This window comes from Streptomyces aidingensis (assembly GCF_900112355.1).
In the GTDB taxonomy this organism is placed as follows: Bacteria; Actinomycetota; Actinomycetes; order Streptomycetales; family Streptomycetaceae; genus Streptomyces; species Streptomyces aidingensis.
On record NZ_FOLM01000010.1, the window covers coordinates 92,445 to 116,516 of the forward strand.

Sequence of the window (24,072 nt, forward strand, 5' to 3'; positions counted from 1 at the left end):
ACGCCCCGGCGGGTCCTCCGCCGGGGCGTTGTGCGTGCCGTGGCGGGGGGAATCCGCTCGCCCGTGGCGGCGGGGAGGTGAGATCGTGGGGGGCGTATGTCCACGCATCTCACCCCGGAAACGACCCCGGAAACGACCCCGGCGACCCGGCCCGCCCCTGCCCTGAGCGGGCTGGCGGAGCGGCTGGCCGCGCTGATGCCGCAGGACGAGCGGCGGCTCGGGCGGCGGCTGGAGGGTGCCCGGAAGATCCGCAAGCCGGATGCCCGCCGGGCGGTGCTGGCCGAGATCGCCGAGGCGGTCGCGGAGGCGGAGGCACGGGTGGAGCTGCGGCGCGCCGCCGTGCCGGAGATCCGCTACCCCGAGGAGCTGCCGGTCAGCCAGAAGCGGGAGGCGATCCTGGCGGCGATCCGTGATCACCAGGTGGTGATCGTGGCCGGGGAGACGGGCTCGGGCAAGACGACGCAGTTGCCCAAGATCTGCCTGGAGCTGGGCCGGGGGGTGCGGGGGCTGATCGGGCACACCCAGCCGCGCCGGATCGCGGCCCGCACGGTGGCGCAGCGGGTGGCGGACGAGCTGCGCACCCCGCTGGGCGAGACGGTGGGCTGGAAGGTGCGGTTCACCGATCAGGTGGGGCCGGACACGCTGGTCAAGCTGATGACGGACGGCATTCTGCTGGCCGAGATCCAGCATGACCGGGAGCTGCGCCAGTACGACACGATCATCATCGACGAGGCGCACGAGCGGAGCCTGAACATCGACTTCCTGCTGGGCTATCTGGCCCAGCTGCTGCCGCGCCGCCCGGATCTGAAGGTGATCATCACCTCGGCCACCATCGATCCGGAGCGCTTCGCCCGGCACTTCCGGGACCGGGACGGCATCGAGGCGCCCGTCATCGAGGTGTCGGGGCGGACCTATCCGGTGGAGGTGCGCTACCGGCCGCTGGCGGAGGATTCCGGGGAGGGCGGGAAGGACGCCGAGGAGGCCGAGGACGGGGGTTCCGAGGGGAATGTGCGGGACCAGGTCACGGCGATCGCGGACGCGGTGGACGAGCTGTTCGCCGAGGGGCCGGGCGATGTGCTGGTCTTCCTCTCCGGTGAGCGGGAGATCCGGGACACCGCCGACGCGCTGAACAAGAAGTTCGCCGACGCCGTGCTGCCGACCGAGGTGCTGCCGCTCTATGCCCGGCTGAGCCATGGCGAGCAGCAGCGGGTCTTCCAGCCGCACCGCGGCCGGCGGATCGTGCTGGCCACCAATGTGGCGGAGACCTCGCTGACCGTGCCGGGCATCAAGTATGTGATCGACCCCGGCCAGGCGCGGATCTCCCGCTACAGCCACCGGACGAAGGTGCAGCGGCTGCCGATCGAGGCGGTCTCGCAGGCCAGCGCCAACCAGCGCAAGGGCCGCTGCGGCCGGACCAGCGACGGCATCTGCATCCGGCTGTACTCGGAGGAGGATTTTCTCTCCCGGCCGGAGTTCACCGACCCGGAGATCGTGCGCACCAATCTGGCCTCGGTCATTCTCCAGATGACGGCGGCGGGGCTCGGCGAGATCGAGAAGTTCCCGTTCGTCGATCCGCCGGACCAGCGCTCGGTCAAGGCGGGGGTGCAGTTGCTGGAGGAGCTGCACGCGCTGGACACCGGGGAGAAGGATCCGCGCCGCCGGCTCACCGCCACCGGCCGGCAGCTCGCCCAGCTTCCGGTGGACCCGCGGCTGGCCCGGATGGTGCTGGCCGCGGCGGAGACGGGCTGTCTGCGCGAGGTGCTGGTGATCGTCTCGGCGCTGTCGATCCAGGACCCGCGGGAGCGCCCGGCCGATCAGCAGCAGCAGGCGGACGCCAAGCACCGGCGGTTCCGGGAGGGCCCGGCGGAGGAGTCGGACTTTCTCGCCTTCCTGTCGATGTGGGAGTACATCCGGCAGCGGCAGAAGGAGCTGTCCTCCTCGGCCTTCCGGCGGATGTGCCGCGCGGAGTTCCTGAACTACCTCCGGATACGGGAGTGGCAGGACATCTATGCGCAGCTTCGCACGGTGGTGCGGCAGTTGGGCTTCCATCTCGGCGAGGCCGGGGACACCCCGGCGGCCCCGGAGCTGATCCACCGGTCGCTGCTGGCGGGGCTGCTGTCGCAGGTGGGGCTGAAGGAGCCGGACAAGCACGAGTATCTGGGCGCGCGGGGGGCGAAGTTCGCCGTCTTCCCGGGCTCGGTGCTGTTCAAGAAGCCGCCGCGCTGGGTGATGTCGGGCGAGCTGGTGGAGACCTCGCGGCTGTGGGCGCGGGTCAACGCCCGGATCGAGCCGGACTGGATCGAGCCGCTGGCCGGGCATCTGGTGAAGCGGACCTACAGCGAGCCGCACTGGGAGCAGAAGCAGGCCGCGGTGATGGCCTATGAGCGGGTGACGCTCTACGGGGTGCCGATCGTGGCCCAGCGCAAGATCAACTACGGCCGGATCGATCCGGAGACCAGCCGGGACCTCTTTATCCGGCATGCGCTGGTGGAGGGGGACTGGCGCACGCATCATCAGTTCTTCCACGACAACCGCAGGCTGCTGGCGGAGGTGGAGGAGCTGGAGCACCGGGCCCGGCGGCGCGACATCCTGGTGGACGACGAAACCCTTCATGCCTTCTACGACCGCAGGATTCCCGATCACGTTGTCTCGGGAGCGCACTTCGACTCATGGTGGAAGAAGAAGCGCAAAGACGATCCTGATCTGCTCAACTTCGAGAAGTCCATGCTCATCAATGAGCGGGCACAGGACGTCACCCAGCACGACTACCCGGACCTGTGGCGCCAGGGCAGGCTCGCCCTGCGGGTGACCTACCAGTTCGAGCCGGGCGCGGACGCCGACGGCGTGACCGTCCACCTCCCGCTCCAGGTCCTCAACCAGGTGACCGGCGAGGGCTTCGACTGGCAGATCCCCGGCCTGCGCGCGCAGTTGGTAACCGAACTGATCCGCTCGCTGCCCAAGCCGCTCCGCCGGCACTGCGTGCCCGCCCCGGACGTGGCCCGCCGCTTTCTGGCGCAGGTCGGCGAGGAACGGCTGACCGAACCGCTGACCCGGGTGCTGGCCCAGGAGCTGACCCGGACCACCGGGGTCCGAATCGGCGAGGAAGACTTCGACCCCGGCAAGGTCCCGGGCCATCTGCGCATCACCTTCCGCGCGGTGGACGACCGGCGCCGCAAGCTGCCCGGTGAGGCCGAGGACAAGGATCTGGAGGCGCTGCGCCGGCGTTTCCGCCCCCGGGCCCGGGCCGCGCTCAGCGAGGCGTTCGAGAGCAGCGGCCGGGGCAGCCCGGAACGCGGCGGGCTGACCGCCTGGACCATCGGCACCCTGCCCCGGGTCTTCGAGACCCGCCGCGCCGGGCAGCCGGTCAAGGCGTATCCCGCGCTGGTGGACGAGGGCACCTCGGTGGCCGTGCGGCTGCACGACACCGAGGCCGAGCAGGAGCGGGCCATGTGGCGCGGCACCCGCCGGCTGATCCTGCTGCGGCTTCCCGCCGACCCGGCCAGGTTTGTGGCCCGGACGCTGGACAACGCGGCCAAGCTGGCACTGGCCGACAGCCCGCACGGCGGCGTGCCGGCCCTGCTGGAGGACTGCGCCACCGCCGCCGCCGACCGGCTGATGGCCGTGCACGGCGGCCCGGCGTGGGACGAGGAGGGCCACCGCGCGCTCTTCGACGCGGTGCGCGCGGAGATCGCCGACACCACCCTGGCCGTGGTGCGCCAGGTGCGCGAGGTGCTGCTCGCCCGGCGCTCCTGCGAGCAGCGGCTGAGGACGACCACCAGCCCGGTGCTGCTGTCCTCGGTGCGGGACGTCCGGGAGCAGCTCGACGCGCTGCTGCCCCCCGGCTTCGTGACCGAGCACGGCGCCGGCCGGCTGCCGGACCTGCTGCGCTATCTGCGCGCCGCGGACCGCCGGCTCCAGCAGTTGCCGCATCACGCCGAGCGGGACCGGGCCCGGATGGCCAAGGTCAGGGAGATGCAGGACGAATACGCCTGGCTGCTGGAGCAGTTCCCGGCCGGCCGGCCGCCGCCCCGGGAGGTGACGGAGATCCGCTGGATGATCGAGGAGCTGCGGGTCAGCTACTTCGCGCACGCCCTGGGCACGGCCTATCCGGTCTCGGACAAGCGGATCGTCAAGGCGGTGGACGCCGCGGCGCCGTGACCGGCCGCGGGGCCGCCGCAACGGGCCGGGGAGGCCGCCCGGGACGGATTCGCCTCGGCGGCCCGGCCTGGGGTAGAGTCACCAGGCACGCAGCGAGCTGCGGCAAGGTCCTGTGGAGCAGTTTGGAGTGCTCGCCACCCTGTCAAGGTGGAGGCCGCGGGTTCAAATCCCGTCAGGACCGCCCTACTCGGCGCCGGCCGGTGACGACCGGCGCCGGTCACCACAGCAGAGACAGACGGACAACGGGTCCGGCCGCCGAGGCCGGGCCCGTTCGCCGTTTGCGCGGGGGCGGCCCGGGCACGCTACGGCGGACGCATGGCAGGCGCAGCACCCCGGTGCTTTCAAGAGTTGACGGCACAACTCCGGTAGCGCCCCGGCACGTTCCTGCGCGGCCCGCCGCCCGCCCGCGCGTGGTGACGCTGCGGACCAGGTGACGTACGGGGTTCTCCGGGATGGCGACAGTAAGCGCTTTTACCTCAGGCCCAATACCCGGGCAAGGGGTCTATGCTGTGACGGGAGTCACGAAACTTCCCCTCGCGGGAGGCTCGTTCCCCCAGTGAGAATCGAGCGCCAATTTAATATGTGCAATTGCACCAACTGAACAGGGTACGCACCCATCTGTGAACGGTCGACGAGCGGTCGGCGAACGGTCGGGCCGGCCCGGCCGTGCCGCACCGGCAGCGCACCGGCACCCCCGCTCCACCCGGCGTGACGGCCGCGGCGGGCACCGGCGGGGGCGCCGACGCGCACAAAGGACCGCACCGGACCCGGCGGAGTCCAGTGCGGTCCAAGAAGCCAAGCGGCCGGAGTGGGGGCTCCGGGGCCTGGGAGAAGCGGTCTTGCGTTGTGTTGCGGTGTTGCGGTGTTGCGGTCGCGCTGTCTTGCTCAGGCCTCGCCGCGCTGCTGCGGGATGCCCGCGAGCAGTGCGCGCACCTCCGCTTCGCGGTAGCGGCGGTGCCCACCGAGCGTGCGGATTGAGGTGAGCTTGCCCGCCTTTGCCCAGCGTGTGACCGTCTTGGGGTCGACGCGGAACATGGTGGCAACCTCAGCCGGGATCAGCAGCGGCTCGGCATCAGGGGTGCGAGCGGTCATGAGCGGCCTCCTCGAGAGAACCGAACCATCACGGTTCTTTCCTCTTAAATTTTGCACCTTCACCCGCGTTGCCCGAAATGGTAGGCGCGGGTCGAGTCGGTTATAGGACGAACGGCTTGTCCTCGGCACTACAACTACACCATCCGTCCAGCCGGCCCGGCCAAACCGATGGAATTGCCCTCTCAGGTGTTCAACCTCGGTGGTTGCCGGATGGACCGGCCCATAGCGGACAGTCATCCGCCCGTGACGATCCGTCACACCGCGACAAGGTGTCATGAAGGCCGCCAAGGAGAAGCAATGCTGATCTGTCCTCCCTTTGGCGGACAGAAGGAGCTGCCCCCGAGCTCCTTGTCCTATTTTGACATGAGGGGGGTGCTTGAGGGCAAGACTCCCTGTGAGTGCCATCCATCACTCTTAGGGGCTTTGGCCCGACTCAGGGCCTAAGTCCTGAGTGCGGGACTTTCGACCCTTGTGCACCCCGACTTCGGTCCTCAGCTTGCGAACTGGCGTTCGCGCACCGAGAGCCAGCGGTCGGTGAGCCCCTCGTAGATCTGGTTGGCACGGTCCATGTCGCCCTCGGCGAGGGCCGCCAGCGCGGCGGCCGTCTCCTCGGCCGAGCGGTCCGCGGCCAGATCCTCAGGGGGAATGGTATGCACCAGGCCTCCGTAGTCCAGTTCGACCAGTGAACGCGGGTGGAATTCCTCAAGCCACTTGCCGACCTCCACCAGGGCCTCGGCCAGCGGCCCCTGCGGCAGTTCCCGGCGCACCGTGCGCAGCCCGCGGGCCAGCCGCCGCCGGGCCTGCACCATGGGCGTGCGGTAGCGCAGCAGCGGCCGTTCCGGCCCCGCCGGTTTCTCCGCCCCCGGTTTCTCCTCCGCCGGCCCCTCCGCGGGCGGCGGCTCGCCGGGCTTGCGGAACTGCCGCTCGGCGTCCGCGAAGAGCACGAACCAGCGCACCGGCACATGCCACAGCGCCGACCGGATCCACGGCCGGGCGTCCGGGTTGGCCTCCCGCCATGTCTCGTACTCGGCCAGCGCGCCCTCCCGCACCGTCCGCGGCAGCGCCGTGTCCAGCACGCTCTCCGGCATCATCCAGTGCCCGGCCTCGCCCAGCGCCTGCCAGGCGCGCAGCCGGGTGCGCCACGGGCAGACGCACAGCACGCCGTGCACCGAGAGCACAAAGGCGTCCGCGCTCTCCCGCTCGGGCGCGGCCAGGGGAGGGGTGGCGGCCAGCCCGGCCAGCGCCCGCCGGATCTCCTCCTGGGCGTCCGGGAACCGGCCCCGGCGGGCGTATGCCGCCCAGTGCGAGCGCTCCGGTTCGGAAAAGGCCGCCAGGGGCTCGTAGACCCGCAGATACGATGCGTACGGCACCTGTGCCACCCAAACCCTCCCGATCGCTCCGTCGGCCGCTCCGGCCGTTTCTGCCCGGTGTACCGCGTCCACCAACCATCCTCCCCCGCCGGGTGATCAAGCGCACCCGTGCGGGCCGTCCCGGTCGAGCCGCGGCCGAGCGGCGCCCGGCAGCATGCCGGGGAGACAGCCGGCAGGGCGGCCGGTGACGTCGGCAGGGATTGTGATCGGCATAATGCCCCTCGCCCCCGCCGGGCAGCCGTAGAGTCGTGCTACCGGCCCTCCCACCCGCAGAGGGCACCCGCCTCGACATACAGGAGTCACCACCGTGACTGACGTACGTCCCGCTGTCAGCGCCGACAGCCCGTCCGCCGAGGAACCGGGCCCGGTCGATGTGCTCGACCTGCTGTTCCGTTCCGACCAGGGCGGCCACGAACAGGTCGTGCTCTGCCAGGACCGGCTCACCGGACTGAAGGCGATCATCGCCATCCACTCCACCGCGCTCGGCCCGGCCCTGGGCGGCACCCGCTTCCACGCCTACCCCGCGGCCCCGCGCCCCGAGGAGGCCGCGCTGCGCGACGCGCTCAATCTCTCGCGCGGCATGAGCTACAAGAACGCCATGGCCGGCCTGGAGCACGGCGGCGGCAAGGCCGTGATCATCGGCGATCCGGAGACCGACAAGACCGAGGAACTGCTGCTCGCCTACGGCCGCTTCGTGGCCTCGCTGGGCGGACGCTACGTCACCGCCTGCGATGTCGGCACCTATGTGCGGGACATGGACGTGGTGGCCCGGGCCAATCGCTGGACCACCGGCCGCTCCCCGGAGCAGGGCGGGGCCGGGGACTCCTCGGTGCTCACCGCCTTCGGCGTCTTCCAGGGCATGCGTGCCGCCGCGCAGCACCGCTGGGGCAGCGACGACCTGGCCGGCCGCAGGGTCGGCATCGCCGGCGTCGGCAAGGTGGGCCACATTCTGGTCGAGCACCTGACCGAGCATGGCGCCGACGTGGTGATCACCGATGTGCGGCAGGCCGCGGTGGACCGGGTACGAGAGGCGTATCCGCAGGTCACGGTGGTCGCGGACACGGAGGAGCTGATCCGCTTCGAAGGGCTGGACATCTATGCCCCGTGCGCCCTGGGCGGGGCGCTCAACGACCGCACGGTGCCGGTGCTCACCGCCGGTGTGGTGTGCGGCGCGGCCAACAACCAGCTCGACCACCCGGGCATCGAGAAGGACCTCGCCGACCGCGGCATCCTCTACGCCCCGGACTACGTGGTGAACTCCGGCGGCGTGATCCAGGTGGCCGACGAACTCCACGGTTTCGACTTCGCACGTGCAAAGTCGAAGGCGCGGCGGATCTTCGACACCACGGTGGAGATCTTCGAGCGCGCGGCGAGCGAGGGAGTACCGCCGGCGGTGGCCGCGGACCGGATCGCCGAGCACCGGATGGCCGCCGCGCGGCGCTGAGCGCCGGGCGCCCGCGCGCCGGTTGCACGCCCGGCGCGCAACCGGCGCCGGCCCCCTCCCCGCCGTCCGGACGACGGCCCCTCCGGGCGCCGCGCGGGCGCCGGACGGGCGGCGCCGACCTGCCGCTGCGGCCGGCCGGGCGCGGCCCCTGACCCGGCTCTGACCTGGCCCTGACCTGGCCCTGACCGGGAGAGACATGTCACGTCCCTTCGGCGGCTTGCTGCACAAAAGACGTTAAAATCGCCGCTGACCAGCAAGGAAAGGGTCGCCGAGCAGCTTGATCGCCACCTGTGTCCTGCGGACGGCGTACCGTAGGCTTTGGGAAGCAGGTACGGTTGAAGCTCGGTGGTGGGCTCTCCCCGAGCCTGCTCCTACCGATGAACGCATGCCAACACTGTGGGGCCGGAGCGCCCCGACGTCGAGGGGGTCGAGCCAATGGGGCGCGGCCGGGCCAAGGCCAAGCAGACCAAGGTCGCCCGCCAGCTGAAGTACAACAGCGGCCGGACGGATCTTTCGCAACTGGCCCGCGAGCTGGGCGCGGCGAGCCAGTCGGCGAACGGTGATCAGTTCGAGGACGCTGACCGGTTCGACGAGCCGGACGACGAGCTGGAAGACGACCCGTACGCACAGTACGCCTCGAAATACAACGTCGAGGACGAAGACGACGAGGACGGTCCGCCGTCCGGGCCGTCGGCGCGGCGGGGCCGCTGACGTCCGGCCCGTTCCCCGCGCGGCGCCCGGTGCTTGGCGCGGCGCAGCGGCCGGTCGGTGTGGCAGCGACCGCCGTAGTGGACTGAGCAGATGGACGGGTCCTGTGGGGCCCGTGGGAAACCGGTCCGGTTCACCGCCGGACCGGTTTCTGTGCTGCCTGCACCCATCCCGGCTCCATCAGGCCCCGGGGACCGGGTGGTCGCCGTGCAGCACGACCGCGGCGGCGGCGTCGCCGCGGTGCTCCGTGCGCTCCTCGACGGTGCCCAGCACCCAGGCGTCCACCTCCCGGCCGGCCAGGGTGGTCAGGGCCGCCTCCACCGCTTCCCCGGGCACCACCGCGACCATCCCCACGCCCATGTTCAGGGTCTTCTCCAGCTCCGGCCTGGCCACCCGGCCGGCCGCCCCCACCAGGGAGAACACCGGCGCCGGGGTCCAGCTCGCGCGGTCCAGCCGGGCGGTCAGGCCGTCCGGGACCACCCGGGCCAGATTGGCCGCCAGCCCGCCGCCGGTGATGTGTGCGAAGGCGTGCACCTCGGTGGCACGGACGAGCGCCAGGCAGTCCAGGGAGTAGATCCGGGTCGGCTCCAGCAGCTCCTCGCCCAGGGTGCGGCCCAGCTCCGGCACCCGCCGCTCCAGGCTCCAGCCCATGCGCTCCAGCAGCACGTGCCGGACCAGGGAATATCCATTGGAGTGCAGCCCGGAGGAGGCCATGCCGATCACCACGTCCCCGGCGCGCACGCGTTCCGCGCCGAGCAGCCGGTCGGCCTCGACCACCCCGGTGCCGGCGCCGGCCACGTCGTACTCGTCCGGGCCGAGCAGCCCGGGGTGCTCGGCCGTCTCGCCGCCGACCAGCGCGCAGCCGGCCAGCACGCACCCCTCGGCGATGCCCTTGACGATGGCCGCCACCCGTTCCGGATGCACCTTGCCGACGCAGATGTAGTCGGTCATGAACAGCGGCTCCGCCCCGCACACCACCAGGTCGTCCACGACCATGGCGACCAGGTCGCGGCCGATGGTGTCGTGCACGTCCATCCGCTGGGCTACGGCCACCTTGGTGCCCACCCCGTCGGTGGCGGAGGCGAGCAGCGGGCGGGTGTAGCCGCGCAGGGCGGAGGCGTCGAACAGACCGGCGAAGCCGCCGAGGCCGCCCACGCTCTCCGGGCGCTGGGCCCCCGCGACCCACTTCTTCATCAGCTCGACGGCCGTGTCCCCGGCCTCGATGTCCACGCCGGCGGCGGCGTAGGAGGCACCGGCCGCGCCGGCTGCGTCCGGCGCGTCCGCTGCGGCCCGGGGGGCGGCGTTGTCACTCATCGCGGTCTTTCCTGTGGTCGGCTGGTCGGCCCGTCCGCGCGGCGGACGGCAGGGGGTGGCCGCGTCCGGCGGCCGGATCACGGGCGGCGCAGCGCGTCGGCCGCTCCCGGGCCGGAGAGCAGCGTGGCCACGCCGTCCACATCGCTGACGGCGGCGGTACCGGCACCGGTGGCGCCGGGGCGGTCGCTGTCCTCCAGCACCTCCTTGCCCAGGAGCTGGGGATCGGGCAGATCGACCGGATACTCCCCGTCGAAGCAGGCCCGGCAGAGGTCGGGCTTGGCGATGGTGGTGGCCTCGACCATGCCCTCCAGGGAGATGTAGGCCAGCGAGTCGGCGCCCAGCGAGGTGCCGATCTGCTCCACCGACAGGCCGTTGGCGATCAGCTCGGCGCGGGTGGCGAAATCTATCCCGAAGAAGCAGGGCCACTTGATGGGCGGCGAGCTGATCCGCACGTGCACCTCGGCGGCGCCGGCCTCCCGCAGCATGCGGACCAGGGCCCGCTGGGTGTTGCCCCGCACGATGGAGTCGTCGACCACGACCAGCCGCTTGCCGCGGATGACCTCGCGCAGCGGATTGAGCTTGAGCCGGATGCCGAGCTGGCGGATGGTCTGGCTGGGCTGGATGAAGGTACGGCCCACATAGGAGTTCTTGACCAGGCCGGAGCCGTAGGGGATGCCGCTGGCCTCGGCGTAGCCGATGGCGGCCGGGGTGCCGGACTCCGGGGTGGCGATCACCAGGTCCGCCTCGGCCGGCGCCTCCCGGGCCAGCCGGCGGCCCATCTCGACGCGGGAGAGGTAGACGTTCCGCCCGGCGATGGTGGTGTCGGGGCGGGCCAGGTAGACATACTCGAAGACACAGCCGCGGGGCTTTGCGTCCGCGAAACGGGAGCTGCGCAGCCCGCTCTCGTCGATGGCGATCAGCTCGCCCGGCTCCACCTCGCGGATGAAGGAGGCGCCGACGATGTCCAGGGCGGCGGTCTCGGAGGCGACCACCCAGCCGCGCTCCAGCCGGCCCAGCACCAGCGGGCGGAAACCCTGGGGGTCGCGGGCGGCGTAGAGGGTCTGCTCGTCCATGAAGACAAAGCTGAACGCGCCGCGCACGCGGGGCAGCACCCGGGCGGCGGCCTGTTCGACGGTGAGCGCGGTGCCGTCGTCGTCGGTCTGGCCGGCCAGCAGGGCGGTGACCAGGTCGGTGTCGTTGGTGGCGGCGACCCGGTGGCGGGGGCCGCGGGAGCCGGGCAGCTCGGCGACCATGGCGGCCAGCTCGGCGGCGTTGACCAGATTGCCGTTGTGGCCGAGAGCTATGGAGCCGTGACCGGTGGCGCGGAAGGTCGGCTGGGCGTTCTCCCAGACCGAGGCGCCGGTGGTGGAGTAGCGGGTGTGGCCGACCGCGATGTGTCCCTGGAGGGAGGACAGCGAGGTCTCGTCGAAGACCTGGGAGACCAGGCCCATGTCCTTGAAGACCAGGATCTTGGAGCCGTTGCTCACCGCGATGCCCGCGGACTCCTGGCCGCGGTGCTGCAGCGCGTAGAGCCCGAAGTAGGTGAGCTTGGAGACCTCCTCGCCCGGGGCCCAGACACCGAAGACGCCGCAGGCGTCGCGCGGTCCCTTTTCGCCGGGGTTGAGATCGTGACTCAGTCGTCCGTCACCACGTGGCACGCCTTCGAGTCTAGGGCAGGTTCCGAACCTGGGAAGGCGGAGGGGCTGTGACCCTGGGCTCACCCTGGTGGCCGGTCCGCACCCGCGCACGCGCCCACCGGACCTGTGGCACGCACGCCGGGTGGTGCGCCCCGGGGCGCCGGGGGCAGGGGCGGCGGCCGGCGGAGCAGAGGCACGGGAGAGGCAGGGGCCGGGCAGGGTCAGGAAAGGACGGGGAGGTGCTGGTCCAGGGTGGCGGCGCGGTCGCCGCTCGCCTTCAGGCGGCCGGTGGCGGTGGCCAGCCGCCAGGTGGTGCGGCCGGTGGCCAGCCGCATCCAGGTGATCGGATCGGTCTCCACCACATTCGGCGGGGTGCCGCGGGTGTGGCGCGGGCCGGCGATGCACTGCACCGCGGCGAACGGCGGAATCCGCACCTCGGTGGAGGCGCCGGGCGCCTTGGCGGCCAGCGCGTCGGCCAGCACCCGGACGGTGGTGGCCAGCGCCATCCGGTCCAGCCGGACCGGCCGGCCGGTGGCCCGGGTCAGATCGTCGCTGTGCACCACCAGCTCGACGATCCGGCTGACGGTGAAGTCCAGGGCGCGGATCACCCCGGCCCGGTGGGGCAGCAGCACATCCTCGCGCACACCGGTGTCGATCACCGATTCCAGCTCCTCGGCGGCGGCGTCGATGGCGGCGACCGGCCCGCCCGGGCGGGCCGCGTCGGCACGCGCGGCGGCGGCGGTCTTGCCGGCCTCCTCGGCGGTGGACAGCGCCCAGGCCTGAAGGGAGAGGGTGGGGCGGACGGCGCGCGGCGCCGGCTCGGCGAGGCGCTGCGGCAGGGCGTCGATCTGTCCCGCGAGGTGCGCCAGCAGCGCCCGGATGTCCCAGCCGGGCAGCCCGGAGGGCTTGCCGAGCTGCTCCTCGGTGAGCTCCCCGGCGGCCAGCCGCAGGAACTCCACCTGGGCGAGCAGCGCATCCCGGACCCGGTCGGGGTGGTAGGAACGAGGCTTGCGCCGGACGGTGGACATGTCTGGAGCTTACGGCCTCACGACGGCCTCACCGCGTGCCGCTTAACAACCGGGTACCAAGTCCCCCGGCTGGGGGTGTGCCGGGGGCGGGCTGTGCCAGGATGCGCGCATGCCTATCGCCGACCGGTACCTCGCCGAGGACGAAGAGCTGGTGTATCACACCCGGCAGCACTGGACCACGCTGGTCAGCGAGTTTCTGCTGCTGCTGGTGATCGTGGCGGTCACCGGGGCGGCCGTGTGGTTCCTGCCGGACGAGGACTGGGCGGACACCGCGCTGTGGGTGGTGCTGGGCGCCGGGGCGCTGGCCGCGCTGTGGTTCTGGCTGGTCCCGCTGCTCCAGTGGCGCTCCACGGTGTATGTGCTGACCACGCGCCGTCTGCACAAGCGGTCGGGCTTCATCAACAAGGCGGGCCGTTCCATTCCGCTGGCCCGGGTGAACGATGTGGCGTTCTCCGCCAGCCTGTGGGAGCGGATCATGCGGTACGGCACGCTCACCGTCCAGTCCGCCTCCGAGCAGGGCACGATGACGCTGCGGCATGTGCCCGATCCCGAGCTGTTCAAGAGCAAGGTCTACCAGCAGCTCGACCAGCTCGACGACGAGCCCGGAGAGCGGTGAACCGGCTGAACGGGCGGCTCGGCCGGACCGCCGTGGCCCGGCCGGACCGCCGCCGAGCGCGCTGAATCGCCCGGGGCCGGGCGGGTACTCCGGCAGGCATGGCCGGAATCGAACTCAAGAGCTCAGCATTCAGTGATCAGGCGATCATCCCGCGCCGCTACACCAAGGACGGCGACAATGTCTCGCCCCCGCTGACCTGGTCGGGGGTGCCGGACGACGCCGCGGAGCTGGTGCTGCTGTGCGAGGACCCGGACGCGCCGGGCGGCCCCTTCCTGCACTGGCTGGTCACCGGGATCGACCCGCACAGCAACGGCGTCGGCACCGGGCACACCCCGGAGCACGGAACGCCGCACCGCAACGGTTATGGCGAGCCGGGATGGGGCGGCCCCCAGCCGCCCAAGGGCGATGACGCGCACCGCTACTTCTTCCGCCTCTACGCGCTGCCGGGCCACCCGTCGCTGCCTGCCGGGGCAAGTGCCCGGCAGGTGCACCAGGCCGTGGACAAGGCGCAGCTCGCCAGCGGCAACCTGATGGGGGTCTATCAGCGCTAGCCGGCAGTTTCGGGCGGGCGGGCGCGGTCACCCGTCAGCCACCGGCCCCGGTGACGGGCGGCGGCCCCAGGGCCCGCCCCCCCCGGCCGGCGACCCGTCGAGCGGCCGTCCCGGGGCGATCTCCCGACGACCGGGAAGAGGTGACTTCTTCCATGCAGCACGACCAGTTCATCGGCGAAGTGCAGAACAAGGCGGGGCTGGAGAGCCGGGGCGCGGCCGAGCGCGTCACCCGGGCCGGCCTGGAAACCCTTACCGAACGCATCCCGGCCGGGCTGGCGGACAATATCGCGGCCCAGCTTCCGCACGAGATCGGCGAGCACATGCGGCGGGTGGCGACCGCACCGGATGTGCCGTACACCGGCATGCGGATGACCACCCAGGAATTCTTCGACCGGGTGGCCACCCGCTCCGGCGCCAAGGGGCCGGCCGCCGTCTACCAGGCGCGATGCGTGATGGAGGTGGTCGGCGAGGCGACCCAGGGCGGGCTGATGACCAAGGTCCGCGAGGCCCTGCCGGACGAGCTGTCCACGGTCCTGCTGGCCGGCAGCACCGGCCATGTGCCGAACGGCGGCGGTGCCGCCGACCCGCACCGGGCCGGGAGGTGAGGTGCCATGGCCAAGATGGCGGGCCCCGAACCGGGCGGCCGGAAGGACTCGGGTGCCGACGACATCCGCAAGGCCGTCAAGGACGTGGACTTCCCGGCGGGCAAGGACGAGCTGATCCGGGCCGCCCAGGTGTCCGGCGCCTCCCAGGAGACGGTCAAGGCACTGCGCGGCATCCCGCCGGAGGACTACGGCAACCGTGAGGAGGTGGTCCGCTCGGTGCGGCTGAAGCCGGACACCGATCTCGGCCACAGCGCCGGGCAGCGGGCCGCGCAGGCGCGGAAGGGCGGCAAGCAAGGGCTGGCCCAGCAGTTGCGCGACGCGCCCAAGCCGCCGGTCGAGGAGGAACTCGACCGCTGACCTCCGGCGCCGCGCGGCGCCGGAGGCGGGGAAAGGAGCTTTCCGATGGTGCGCAAGAAGGTGGAGGGCGACGAGGACCAGCGGCGGGCCGCGGCGCACGCCGCGGAGAAGGCCGGGGAGCAGCCCAGCTCCCGCGGTGAGACCACCGGTGCCTCCAAGCAGCGGACCCACAGGCCGCACCGCTCGACCCTCACCCACGAGGAGAAGACCGCTTCGGTCCACCGGGGGAAGCAGCGCTCCGAACGGGAGTCCTCCTGGGGAACGAGGCCCTCGACGGCCGGCGGGCGCAGCTTCACCGGCCGGGGAACCCCGGAGTACGGCCCGGACCACGAGCGGGTGTTCCAGGCGCTGGCCGCGGCCGAGGACCAGCACGGCGGCGAAGGGGTCTATCTGCCGGAGGTCGCCCGGCTGGCCGGACTGCCGCTGGAGCAGGTCCGTGCGCTGATGCACGACCTGGTGACCGTGCACGGCCTGGCCACCGAGCTCCAGGGCGCCGACCGCCCGGATCTCGGCCCCCGCTACGAGTCCAAGGCGCGCCGCTGACCCCGCCCGCGCCACCGGCGGACCGCCGCGCCCCCCGGCGCCCCGCCGCCGCGCGGGGCGCCCGTTCAGTGGCCGGCCGGCCCGGCGACGGCCCGGCGGAGGGCTCCGTCACCGGTTGCCGCCCGGGCGGGAGACCGGCGGTCAGCCGGGGACGACGGCCACCAGCGCATGGCGCTCGCCGGGGGCGGCGCCGCCCCAGAGGGAGGGGTCGGTCAGCGGCTCGGCGCGCAGCGGCCGGGCGAAGGGCCTGACCAGCCCGGCCAGTTCTTCCGGGCCTATGCCGCCGGGCCAGGGCAGCCGCTCCGCCCCCGTCACATAGGGCGCGGGCGGACGTTCCCTGCCGGAGTACCAGCGGCGTCCCTCGAAGAACAGCATCCGGCCGCCCGGCCGCAGCCGGGCGGCCCACTCGCGCAGCGCGGCGGCCGGATCCGGCAGGGTCCACAGCACATGGCGGCACAGCAGCACATCGAATCGCCGCTCACCCGTGGGGGGCGCGGCGGCGTCCCCCACCAGGAAGCGCGCGGGCAGCCCCGCCGCGGCCAGCTTGGCCCGGGCCAGCTCGACCATCCGGGGCGATATGTCGACTCCCGTGACCCGGTGGCCGGCCTCGGCGAGCAGCAGCGACATCGTGCCCGTGCCGCAGCCGGCGTCCAGCACCTCCAGCGTCCCCGGCATCTCAGGGGCCCGATGTGGCATGTCCGCGGGGGGCGGCCCTCCGTCACCGTCGCCTTCCGGCCGGGCGGCCAGCAGACGCCGCACCAGCACGGCCCAGGCGGCCCTGGCCTCCCGGGCGGACAGGCCGTGATCCGGGCGCTCGTCGAACCCCGGGGCGGCGGCGTCCCAGTAATCCGTGACGGCGGCGGAGAGTTCGGTCATGCGGCCATGCTGCCACCCGCCACCGACAACCGCCCGGGCCGCATCCGGCCCCCGGATCGGCCGAACCCCCTTCCGGGCGGGCCCGGATGCGCCATGCTGTCCCGCAGCGACCCGGGCACGCCGGGCCAGGGGGAAGGAGGCGTGTCATGGCCGACGCCGGACATGTGGCGGGCAGCGCACCGGGCGGCGCCGGTGCGCCGTTCCGGATCTTCATCGCGGGCGACTCCACCGCGGCGGTGTACGAGGCACGGATGGCGCCGAGCGCCGGCTGGGGCCAGGCACTGCCCGTTTTCACCGCACCGCATGTCACGGTGGTGAACCGGGCCCTGTCGGGCGCCAGCACCCGCAGCTACGACCAGGCCGGGCTGCTCGCGGCGATTCTGCGGGACATCGCACCGGGCGACCGACTGCTCATCTCCTTCGGCCACAACGACCAGACGCTGGACGACCACTGGGGCGGCACCCAGCCGTACAGCAGTTATCAGGCGTTTCTGCGCCGCTATCTGGCCGGCGCGCGGCAGCGCGGCGCGCATCCGGTGCTGGTGACCCCGGTCGAGCGGCGCTGCTTCCGCCGGGACGGCACGCCGTTCCTGTCGCTGGGCGAGTATCCGGCGGCCATGGCGGCGCTGGCGGCCAGGGAGAGGGTGCCGCTGGTGGATCTGTCGGCGGCGAGCGCGGAGCGGTGGGCGAGGCTGGGGCCGGAGGGCACCAAGGACTGCTTTCTGTGGCTGGAGCCGGGCGAGCACCGCCATTTCCCGTTCGGGGCCTCGGACAACACGCACTTCCAGGCGCGGGGCGCCATCGAGGCGGCCCGGCTGGTCGCCACCGCGCTGGCCAAGGACCGGATCCTCCCCGACGGCGCATTCACCGGCCTGGACCGCCCGGTACGGGAGGACGAACTGGTCTGGCCGCCCCGGGCGCCCTCGCCCGGCTGATCCCCGCGCCCGCCGCGCCCGGCCGGCACGGTCGGGCAGGGCAGGCCCGCCCGTCCGGAATGACAAGCGATTGCAGAGATGGCCGCGCAACGGCGACGCGGACACGCCCATTTCGTGGCACCTACCGCTGCAATCGTTTGCAGGTTAAGGTGCTCGACGCCCCTCGCTTCTCCTTACCGCACCCGCGCCTTTCTCTCCGAGTCGCCTGGAGCGTCGTCTTGCCGAAACACCGTGTTGGCACCACCCGCCGCGGCCTGCTGCTGGCCGGAACCGTCGCCGCCCTCGGTCTGGCCCACCTGGCCGCCGCTCTCCCGGCCGCCGCCCGCCCGGGCGGCGGCCGGGGCCCGGACCAGGGCCATGGCCGTCCGTTCGGCCCCTATGGCTCACCCGGCGACCGCCGCGATGACCGCACCCTGTACGTCGACCCGCGGGGCCGGGGCGACCACACCACCGTGCAGGCCGCCGTGGACGCCACCACCGGCGGCGGCCCGGGCTGGACCCTGGTGCTGGCCGCCGCCCGCTACCGGGAGACGGTCCGCATCCCCGCCGACCGCACCGGCCTCACCCTGCTGGGCGCCACCGGCGACCCGCGCGAGGTGGTCATCGTCCACGACAATGCCGCGGGCACCCCCCGGCCGGACGGCAACGGCACCTACGGCACCTCCGGCTCGGCCACCACCACCGTGCGGGCCGACGGCTTCACCGCCTGCGATGTGACCTTCGCCAACGACTGGCTGCGCGCCGACCACCCCGGGGTCACCGGCACCCAGGCAGTCGCCATCAAGGTGCAGGGCGACCGCTCGGCCTTCCACCGCTGCCGTTTCCTGGGCCACCAGGACACCCTCTACGCCGACAGCCGCGGCTACGACCTGATCGCCCGGCAGTACTACCGGCACTGCTGCATCGAGGGCGACGTGGACTTCGTCTTCGGCCGGGCCACCGCCGTCTTCGACGCCTGCGAGTTCCGCACCGTCGCCCGGGACGCGGAGGTCACCCCGCTCGGCTTCGTCTTCGCGCCCAGCACCGCCCGGCACAATCCGCGCGGCTTCCTGGCCCACCGCTGCCGCGTCACCAGCTCGGCACCGGACGGCGCCTACAAGCTGGCCCGGCCCTGGGTGCCCACCTCGGCGCCGGACTCCTGGCCCATGCTGACCGTCCGCAACACCTGGATCGGTCCCGGCATCGACGCCGCCGTGCCCTACGCCAACATGCGCAACGCCCATCCCTGGCAGCGGCAGCGGTTCGCCGAGTACGCCGACTTCGGCCCGGGCGCGGAGATCACCGACCCGGCCGAGCGCCCGCAGCTCGACGACGCCGCGGCGGCGGAGCTGACGGTCGCCGGGCACCTCGGCGACTGGACGCCGCAGGACGCCTTCCGGCCGCAGGGCCGCCGGACACCGCCCGCCGGACCGCTGCGGATCTTCATCGCCGGTGACTCCACGGCCTCCGTCTACGAGGCCGCCCGGGCGCCGCGGGCCGGCTGGGGGCAGGCGCTGCCGGTCTTCACCGCGCCGGACGTGCGGGTCGTCGATCGCGCGCTGTCCGGCGCCAGCAGCCGGAGCTTCGCCGACGCCGGGCTGCTGGACGCGATCCTGCGGGACATCGCGCCCGGCGACCTGCTGCTGATCTCCTTCGGCCACAACGACCAGAAGCTGTACGACCCGGCGCGCGGCGTCGAGCCCTACGACGGCTACCAGGCATACCTGCGGACCTATCTGGACGGCGCGCGGCAGCGCGGCGCGCACCCGGTGCTGGTCACCTCGGTGGAGCGGCGCCGCTTCCGCGAGGACGGCACGGCCTACTCCTCGCTCGGCGACTACCCGGCGGCCATGGCGGCCCTGGCCCGGGAGGAGAACGTCCCGCTGATCGATCTCAACGCCGCCTCCATCGAACTGTGGCAGAAGCTCGGCCCCGAGACCACCAAGGAGTACTTCCTCTGGCTGGCCCCCGGCGAGCATCCCAACTACCCGGACGGCATCGGGGACGACACCCATTTCCAGGCGCACGGTGCCATCGAGGTGGCCCGGCTGCTCGGCTCGCTGCTGGAGGACGCCCGGGTGCTGCCGCACGGCTCCCTCACCGGCCTGAGCCGCCCGGTCCCCGACGACGCCCTCGACTGGCCCGCCGAGCCTCCCGTGCTGACCTGACGCCTCGATCCGGTCCGGGCCCGGCCGGTCCGGGCCGGCGCCGTCACTCCCCGGGGGTGGTCGTGAGGCGGGCCAGGGCAAGGGGCCAGGCGCGGGCGAATGCCTCGCGATAGGGCGGTCCGGCGTCGCCGTGGCGGTCCCAGTGGCCGTGCCGGACCCGGACCAGGGTGGAGTCGTCGCGGTCCGGGGTGAAGGTCACCGTGACCTCGCTGGCGTTCTCGGCGCGGGGCACCGGTACCCGGTCCGGGCCGATCTGCCAGGAGAAAACCAGGCGGCGCGGAGGCTCCCAGGCCAGCACCCGGCCCCAGTCCCAGCGCAGCCCTCCGGGGCCGTACTCGTAGAGCGCGCCGCCGACGCGCTGTTCGATCCCGATCCGCTCCAGACCGTCCGCCCCCGACCAGGAGAATTCCGGCGGCCACCACTGCTGGAGGCCGTCCGTGAACCGCTCGAACGCCTCCGCCGCCCCGACCGGCAGCCGCACCTCGGCGACCAGTTCCTCCACTTTCGCGGTATCCATACCGCTTCACCCTAGTCCCTCGCCGGGGTCGCGTCCTGGTCCCGCAGGGCCCCGCACTGCCGAGGCGGGGCGGGGACGGCGGCTCAGCCGTTCCCCGCCCCGCCTCGTTCAGCGGCAAGGCGCTCGCGCGCGACCCGTCAGGGAGCGGGGCTGCCGAGTTCGGTGACCTCGACCACCGATACCGGCATGTCCCATTCGACCCGCGAGTTGCCCCAGTCGTCCACGCCCACCACCGCGTACCGGACGGTCTCGCCGTCCGCCGTCGTCCGGTGGAGGTAGGAGGTGTCCGTCTCGGCGATGTAGGCGATGTGGCTGAAGGACCAGAAACCGTTCTCCTCGTCGCCGATCTCGCCCTCGCCGACCCACTCGCCCCGGTACAGGTCGTAGCGCCGCAGGTCCGGCTCGGTGAGCGGCTCCCACTCCAGCAGCACGCCGTCCGCCTGCGCGGTGGCGGTCAGCCCCGGCACCAGGCCCGGCGGGTCCAGGTCGCCCGGCATGGTGGCGGAGACCTCGGCCGTGGGGGCCGACTCGTTGCCGGCCGAGTCCACGGCGGTCACCACGTAGTGGTACGTCCCGCCGTAGTCCTTCATGCGGTTGTCGATGCCGGTGAAGGTCGCCGGGCTGGTGATCGGCTCATCGGGCCGGTAGACGGTCAGCCAGGGGTCCCTGCCCTCGGTCACCACCGGTGAGGTGCTGGACAGATAGACGTTGTAGTGGCTGACATCGGTGCTGGGCGAGGCGGTCCACTTCAGCTCCACCAGCAGGCTGTCCGGCTCCGGCTGCGCGACGGTCAGGCCGGTCGGCGGCAGGGGCGCGTGGTCACCCCGGGCGACCTCCACGGAGGCGGTGGGCGCCGATTCGTTGCCCGCCGCGTCCAGGGCCGCGACCCGGTAGCTGTGCCGGGTGCCCCCGGCCGCGGCGGTGTCCGTCCAGGAGGCCGATCCCGCGGTGCCGGCCCGGGTGTATGTGCCTTCGCCGCCGCTTCGGCGGTACACCGCGTAGCCTGCCGCGTCGCCGACGGGATTCCAGGTCAGCAGGACGCCGTCGGTGCTGTCGGCGGCGGTCAGCCCGGTGGGCGCGGCGGGCGGGGTGCTGTCGGTGGTGGTGACGGGACGGTCGATGCTGCCGGCCGACTCATTGCCCTTCTCGTCCACCGCGCGCACTTCGTAGCCCCAGCGGCGGCCGTCGGGCGGCAGGGACTCCTTGAACCAGGGATTGGTCAGCAGGGCGTCGCCGGAGACCTTGGTCCAGGAACTGGAGCCGGCCGGGCGGCGGTAGACCCGGTAGCCGGCAAGGTCCATCTCCTTGTTCCGGGCCCAGTTCATCTTGGCCTGTCCGCTCGCCTCGTCCCACCAGACGAAGTGCCCGGTCGGGGCCAGCGGCTCCACGGTGTCCACACCGGTGTTGGGCGCGTAGGCGAAGGACACACTGGCGTTGCCGGTCCAGGCCACGAAGTCGACGCGGATGGTGTGCTTTCCGGACGGAACGACCAGTTTGACCAGCTTGTAACGGCTGGCGGAGACGTCGTGCCACAGGCTCAGCTTGCGGTTGCCGTCCAGATAGACCCGGATGCCGTCCTGGCCCCCGGCGTAGAAGCGGAAGGAGCCGCCGGAGCCGAAGTCGCGCGTCATGGTCCAGCGGACGGAGAAGTTGTCCTTGGGCAGGGACACCCCCGCCGGGTCACCGGAACCGTAGTTCTCGTAGACCGCCGAGTCGCAGGTGGTCAGCTTCGGCGTGCCGGAGAAGGAGGCGTTGGCGTAGTACTGCGCCTTCCACTGCGGCGAGGGACACGACACCGCCGCCGAGGCGGGCGGGGCGAGAACGGACAGCAGCCCGCCGGTCAGCACGGCGGTCAGGAGGGCGACGACGGCATGTCTTCGCCGGCCTTGGGAGGTCATGAAGCAGAAATCCTTTCGGCCCGGCCGTCGGTGAGCCGGGCGGGAACACTCGGAAAAAACGTTCCGCCAATCAGCGCACCCTACCGCCCGGTTCACCCACCTCACCAGCCACTTGTGTCACTTTCCGATCATGGAAAGCGCAGCGCAACCCTCCCGCAACCGGGCGTCCGCCTCCGGGTTCAGCGGGTTCAGTGCCCTGCGCGAGTTCCGGTGGCGGCGGCCTTGACGGCGGTGAGGAGAGCGGCGAGGCGGGGCGGGGCGGTTATGAGGACGTCGGCCGGGCGGTCGCCCTCACGGAGTGCGATGCCTCCGGGCACCGCCGTCAGTTCGACGCAGTCGCCGTTGCCGTTGTTGGTGCTGAAACTGGACTTCTGCCAGGGGCCGGACATCGAGATTCCTCTCACAACTCGTAGAGCAGGCGCTGCATCAGACCGAAGGAGTCCCTGCGTGCCGGGCTGCTCACCTCAGCTTCGGCTTCGACAGGCGGAAGCGCAACGGAGCTGAGTCTGGTGAAGGCGTCGGAGAACTGGACCAGGCTGGGCTGGTCGATGACGAAGGACGACAGTGTCGGATGGTCGATGTACACGGTGCTCAGCTCCGGTACGGCCGCGTCGTAACAGACGAAGGGGCAACTGAAGCTGGGCGGATACGCCTCGGCCCGGAAGGGCAGGATCTGGAGCCGTACATGCGGAAGTCGGGTCGCCTGCCGCATCAAGTGCTCGATCTGCCGGCGCATGACCTCGCGTCCGACGAACTCCATACGCAGCGCGGCCTCGTGCACCACGGCGTGGAGCTCGGGGGCCCTGGCTTCCACCAGCAGCCGCTGGCGGCGCATCCGGAACCTCACAAAGCGTTCGATGCTCTCCTCCGGCAGGTCTGGCTGTCCGCCACGGAACAGTGCCCGCATGTACTCCTCGGTCTGGAGCAGGCCCGGGATATGAATCCACTGGAAGGAGCGGTGGCGGACGGACATCTCTTCCAGCTCGGCGAGGTCGCAGGCTTCATCGCTGTGCGGCGGGTGCCTGAACTCGGACCACCAGCCCCGGCCGTTCGACTGGCTCATGGCGATCAGTGCATCGATCAGCCGTTCGTCCTTGCACCCGTAGAGTTCGGCGAGCGCTCTCAGCCGGGCGGGGGCGATGGCGGTCCGGCCTGCTTCGATGTTGTTGACGTGGGCCGCGCTGAATCCGAACTCCTTGCCCGCTGCGGTCGCGGTGAGTCCGCCGTCAAGGCGCAGGCGTCGCAGTTCTGCCCCCAGACGCCGTTGCCGCTGGCTCGGGTTGGCACGCAGCCCCATGGTTCCCTCCCTGCACTCGGGGTCAGTCTGCCTGCCTGATGGCGCCGGTCCCAGCCGGGATCACTCACACGGATGAAATCCAAGAGAGAAGGGTTGGAATCCATCGAGGTTGATTTAGCTTAATCCCCATGCCGATCACTCGGCCACCGAAGTGCACCTGCCATCACAGCCGTTGGTGGCGGGCGAGCCACGGTCGCCGCGCTGATGCATGAAGGGCTGCGGAGACACGGTGAGAGACCGCTGCGGAGAAGGGAGCTGGTGTGATGGGTGGTGCTGGGGTGAGGGTGCCGGTGGTGCGGTCGTATCGGTTCATCACGCCGAATACGGCGGATGCGCCGAAGCTTGCCCGGGACCATGTGGTCTGGCTGCTGGAGCACGCGGGGTGCCCGGTGGATACGGATACCGCGCGGCTGCTGGTCTCGGAGGTGGTGAGCAACGCGCACCGGCATACGACCTCCACGCTGGTGTCGCTGACCACCACCATCCGGCCCGGCCGGGTGCACATCGAGGTCTACGACACCGCCCCCTGCCCCTTGCCGGACCCGCCCGAGGGTCCGGACCTGGCGCTGTGCGCTGAGGGAGGGCGCGGACTGTGGATGCTCCAGCAGTTCGCCGCGCTGTGGGGCTACGCCCTGCACGGCGGCGCCCGGCCCTTCGGCAAGACGGTGTGGTTCGACCTCTTGGGCGGTGCGAGATGACAACGGCCGGGTGCTCCGGCAGAGCGCACTCATGCAGCCGTCCGACCTGGGCCGCCGTACGGGCGGGTCGGGCCATCGGCGGTCAGGCCGACGGCGTGTGGTGGACGTTCTGTTCGCGCAGATCGCTGAGGTGCCTCGCTGCCGCACTGAAATCCTTGTCGTCGTGCAGCAGCACGAGGCCATGGTGCGCGGCCGTTGCCGCGACGAGCCAGTCCACCACGGACAGGCTGCGGTGCTGCGCCCGGGCGGCGAACGGCCGCCGTCCCCGGTGTGAGGGGCGG

The 24,072-nt window shown here is 72.2% G+C and carries 21 protein-coding genes, 1 tRNA gene and 2 pseudogenes; 13 read left to right on the forward strand and 11 right to left on the reverse strand.

The window, feature by feature from the left end; genetic code table 11:
• Positions 1-96 precede the first annotated feature (96 nt).
• Positions 97-4,158, forward strand: a complete 4,062-nt coding sequence (gene hrpA / locus BM242_RS18485) for an ATP-dependent RNA helicase HrpA (protein WP_093839984.1) — start codon at positions 97-99, stop codon at positions 4,156-4,158.
• 106 nt (positions 4,159-4,264) lie between these two features.
• Positions 4,265-4,339 (forward strand) — tRNA-Asp (locus tag BM242_RS18490).
• A 704-nt stretch (positions 4,340-5,043) separates the two neighbouring features.
• On the opposite strand, the gene bldC is transcribed toward BM242_RS18490, so the two are convergent.
• Both bldC and BM242_RS18500 read right to left on the reverse strand, forming a co-directional pair.
• Entirely contained in the window at positions 5,044-5,250 is a 207-nt protein-coding gene (gene bldC, locus BM242_RS18495) for a developmental transcriptional regulator BldC (protein WP_093839985.1), read from the reverse strand.
• Positions 5,251-5,741: 491 nt separating this feature from the next.
• Positions 5,742-6,629, reverse strand: coding sequence for a DUF8083 family protein (locus BM242_RS18500; RefSeq protein WP_175541478.1), 888 nt, complete (start codon positions 6,627-6,629; stop codon positions 5,742-5,744).
• Between the two features lie 298 nt (positions 6,630-6,927).
• Here BM242_RS18500 and BM242_RS18505 point away from each other — a divergent pair, with 298 nt between their 5' ends.
• A complete protein-coding gene (locus BM242_RS18505; protein ID WP_093839986.1) occupies positions 6,928-8,064 on the forward strand; it encodes a Leu/Phe/Val dehydrogenase in 1,137 nt (378 codons plus the stop codon).
• Between the two features lie 396 nt (positions 8,065-8,460).
• The gene (locus tag BM242_RS18510) at positions 8,461-8,775 is read left to right on the forward strand and encodes a DUF3073 domain-containing protein (RefSeq protein ID WP_245834259.1); all 315 of its coding nucleotides are present in this window, start codon (positions 8,461-8,463) and stop codon (positions 8,773-8,775) included.
• Positions 8,776-8,952: 177 nt separating this feature from the next.
• Here BM242_RS18510 and purM read toward each other — a convergent pair whose 3' ends face one another.
• The 3 genes from purM to BM242_RS18525 form a co-directional block, all read right to left on the reverse strand.
• Positions 8,953-10,086, reverse strand: coding sequence for a phosphoribosylformylglycinamidine cyclo-ligase (gene purM / locus BM242_RS18515; protein WP_093839988.1), 1,134 nt, complete (start codon positions 10,084-10,086; stop codon positions 8,953-8,955).
• Between the two features lie 77 nt (positions 10,087-10,163).
• Positions 10,164-11,744, reverse strand: coding sequence for an amidophosphoribosyltransferase (gene purF / locus BM242_RS18520; protein ID WP_093839989.1), 1,581 nt, complete (start codon positions 11,742-11,744; stop codon positions 10,164-10,166).
• A 200-nt stretch (positions 11,745-11,944) separates the two neighbouring features.
• Entirely contained in the window at positions 11,945-12,751 is an 807-nt protein-coding gene (locus BM242_RS18525; RefSeq protein WP_093839990.1) for a maleylpyruvate isomerase family mycothiol-dependent enzyme, read from the reverse strand.
• A gap of 109 nt (positions 12,752-12,860) precedes the next feature.
• On the opposite strand from BM242_RS18525, the gene BM242_RS18530 reads away from it, so the two are divergent.
• From BM242_RS18530 to BM242_RS18550, 5 genes are all read left to right on the forward strand, one after another.
• Positions 12,861-13,367 carry a PH domain-containing protein gene (locus BM242_RS18530; protein WP_093839991.1) on the forward strand — a complete coding sequence of 169 codons (507 nt, stop codon included), beginning with the start codon at positions 12,861-12,863 and terminating at the stop codon, positions 13,365-13,367.
• 98 nt (positions 13,368-13,465) lie between these two features.
• Positions 13,466-13,918: a YbhB/YbcL family Raf kinase inhibitor-like protein gene (locus tag BM242_RS18535; protein WP_093839992.1), complete on the forward strand. Its 453-nt coding sequence runs from the start codon at positions 13,466-13,468 to the stop codon at positions 13,916-13,918.
• A 152-nt stretch (positions 13,919-14,070) separates the two neighbouring features.
• Positions 14,071-14,523: a DUF2267 domain-containing protein gene (locus BM242_RS18540; RefSeq protein ID WP_093839993.1), complete on the forward strand. Its 453-nt coding sequence runs from the start codon at positions 14,071-14,073 to the stop codon at positions 14,521-14,523.
• A gap of 15 nt (positions 14,524-14,538) precedes the next feature.
• The gene (locus tag BM242_RS18545) at positions 14,539-14,880 is read left to right on the forward strand and encodes a DUF2795 domain-containing protein (protein WP_093840087.1); all 342 of its coding nucleotides are present in this window, start codon (positions 14,539-14,541) and stop codon (positions 14,878-14,880) included.
• Between the two features lie 45 nt (positions 14,881-14,925).
• Entirely contained in the window at positions 14,926-15,423 is a 498-nt protein-coding gene (locus BM242_RS18550; RefSeq protein ID WP_093839994.1) for a hypothetical protein, read from the forward strand.
• Positions 15,424-15,564: 141 nt separating this feature from the next.
• Here the strand turns inward: BM242_RS18550 and BM242_RS18555 are convergent, their stop codons facing one another.
• A complete protein-coding gene (locus BM242_RS18555; protein WP_093839995.1) occupies positions 15,565-16,299 on the reverse strand; it encodes a class I SAM-dependent methyltransferase in 735 nt (244 codons plus the stop codon).
• 146 nt (positions 16,300-16,445) lie between these two features.
• On the opposite strand from BM242_RS18555, the gene BM242_RS18560 reads away from it, so the two are divergent.
• From BM242_RS18560 to BM242_RS30385, 3 genes and pseudogenes are all read left to right on the forward strand, one after another.
• On the forward strand, positions 16,446-17,234 hold the full coding sequence (locus BM242_RS18560; protein ID WP_093839996.1) for a rhamnogalacturonan acetylesterase: 789 nt from the start codon (positions 16,446-16,448) through the stop codon (positions 17,232-17,234).
• Between the two features lie 218 nt (positions 17,235-17,452).
• Positions 17,453-18,601: pseudogene (locus BM242_RS18565) on the forward strand (pectinesterase family protein); the annotation flags it as partial.
• Positions 18,602-18,658: 57 nt separating this feature from the next.
• The gene (locus BM242_RS30385) at positions 18,659-19,381 is read left to right on the forward strand and encodes a rhamnogalacturonan acetylesterase (RefSeq protein WP_245834277.1); all 723 of its coding nucleotides are present in this window, start codon (positions 18,659-18,661) and stop codon (positions 19,379-19,381) included.
• Between the two features lie 43 nt (positions 19,382-19,424).
• Here the strand turns inward: BM242_RS30385 and BM242_RS18570 are convergent, their stop codons facing one another.
• From BM242_RS18570 to BM242_RS18585, 4 genes are all read right to left on the reverse strand, one after another.
• Positions 19,425-19,898 carry an SRPBCC family protein gene (locus tag BM242_RS18570; RefSeq protein ID WP_093839997.1) on the reverse strand — a complete coding sequence of 158 codons (474 nt, stop codon included), beginning with the start codon at positions 19,896-19,898 and terminating at the stop codon, positions 19,425-19,427.
• A 137-nt stretch (positions 19,899-20,035) separates the two neighbouring features.
• Positions 20,036-21,796, reverse strand: coding sequence for a PA14 domain-containing protein (locus BM242_RS18575; protein ID WP_093839998.1), 1,761 nt, complete (start codon positions 21,794-21,796; stop codon positions 20,036-20,038).
• Positions 21,797-21,984: 188 nt separating this feature from the next.
• Positions 21,985-22,185 (reverse strand): DUF397 domain-containing protein, encoded by a 201-nt coding sequence (locus tag BM242_RS18580; RefSeq protein WP_093839999.1) that lies wholly within the window; start codon positions 22,183-22,185, stop codon positions 21,985-21,987.
• Between the two features lie 11 nt (positions 22,186-22,196).
• Entirely contained in the window at positions 22,197-23,093 is an 897-nt protein-coding gene (locus BM242_RS18585) for a helix-turn-helix domain-containing protein (protein WP_093840000.1), read from the reverse strand.
• Between the two features lie 293 nt (positions 23,094-23,386).
• Here BM242_RS18585 and BM242_RS18590 point away from each other — a divergent pair, with 293 nt between their 5' ends.
• Positions 23,387-23,791 (forward strand): ATP-binding protein, encoded by a 405-nt coding sequence (locus BM242_RS18590; RefSeq protein WP_175541479.1) that lies wholly within the window; start codon positions 23,387-23,389, stop codon positions 23,789-23,791.
• Positions 23,792-23,873: 82 nt separating this feature from the next.
• On the opposite strand, the pseudogene BM242_RS18595 reads toward BM242_RS18590, so the two are convergent.
• A pseudogene (locus tag BM242_RS18595) lies at positions 23,874-24,023 on the reverse strand (PIN domain-containing protein); the annotation flags it as partial.
• Positions 24,024-24,072: the final 49 nt, after the last annotated feature.

What these genes read in the sequence shown, in the direction of transcription:
- BM242_RS18550 (WP_093839994.1), top strand. Translation starts at nt 14,926, where the DNA reads ATGGTGCGCAAGAAGGTGGAGGGCGACGAGGACCAGCGGCGGGCCGCG.
- BM242_RS18525 (WP_093839990.1), bottom strand. Translation starts at nt 12,751, where the DNA reads ATGTCCACCGTCCGGCGCAAGCCTCGTTCCTACCACCCCGACCGGGTC.
- BM242_RS18540 (WP_093839993.1), top strand. Translation starts at nt 14,071, where the DNA reads ATGCAGCACGACCAGTTCATCGGCGAAGTGCAGAACAAGGCGGGGCTG.
- BM242_RS18570 (WP_093839997.1), bottom strand. Translation starts at nt 19,898, where the DNA reads ATGGATACCGCGAAAGTGGAGGAACTGGTCGCCGAGGTGCGGCTGCCG.
- bldC (WP_093839985.1), bottom strand. Translation starts at nt 5,250, where the DNA reads ATGACCGCTCGCACCCCTGATGCCGAGCCGCTGCTGATCCCGGCTGAG.
- BM242_RS18575 (WP_093839998.1), bottom strand. Translation starts at nt 21,796, where the DNA reads ATGACCTCCCAAGGCCGGCGAAGACATGCCGTCGTCGCCCTCCTGACC.
- BM242_RS18555 (WP_093839995.1), bottom strand. Translation starts at nt 16,299, where the DNA reads ATGACCGAACTCTCCGCCGCCGTCACGGATTACTGGGACGCCGCCGCC.
- BM242_RS18560 (WP_093839996.1), top strand. Translation starts at nt 16,446, where the DNA reads ATGGCCGACGCCGGACATGTGGCGGGCAGCGCACCGGGCGGCGCCGGT.
- hrpA (WP_093839984.1), top strand. Translation starts at nt 97, where the DNA reads ATGTCCACGCATCTCACCCCGGAAACGACCCCGGAAACGACCCCGGCG.
- BM242_RS18545 (WP_093840087.1), top strand. Translation starts at nt 14,539, where the DNA reads ATGGCGGGCCCCGAACCGGGCGGCCGGAAGGACTCGGGTGCCGACGAC.
- BM242_RS18580 (WP_093839999.1), bottom strand. Translation starts at nt 22,185, where the DNA reads ATGTCCGGCCCCTGGCAGAAGTCCAGTTTCAGCACCAACAACGGCAAC.
- BM242_RS18530 (WP_093839991.1), top strand. Translation starts at nt 12,861, where the DNA reads ATGCCTATCGCCGACCGGTACCTCGCCGAGGACGAAGAGCTGGTGTAT.
- purM (WP_093839988.1), bottom strand. Translation starts at nt 10,086, where the DNA reads ATGAGTGACAACGCCGCCCCCCGGGCCGCAGCGGACGCGCCGGACGCA.
- BM242_RS18585 (WP_093840000.1), bottom strand. Translation starts at nt 23,093, where the DNA reads ATGGGGCTGCGTGCCAACCCGAGCCAGCGGCAACGGCGTCTGGGGGCA.
- BM242_RS18535 (WP_093839992.1), top strand. Translation starts at nt 13,466, where the DNA reads ATGGCCGGAATCGAACTCAAGAGCTCAGCATTCAGTGATCAGGCGATC.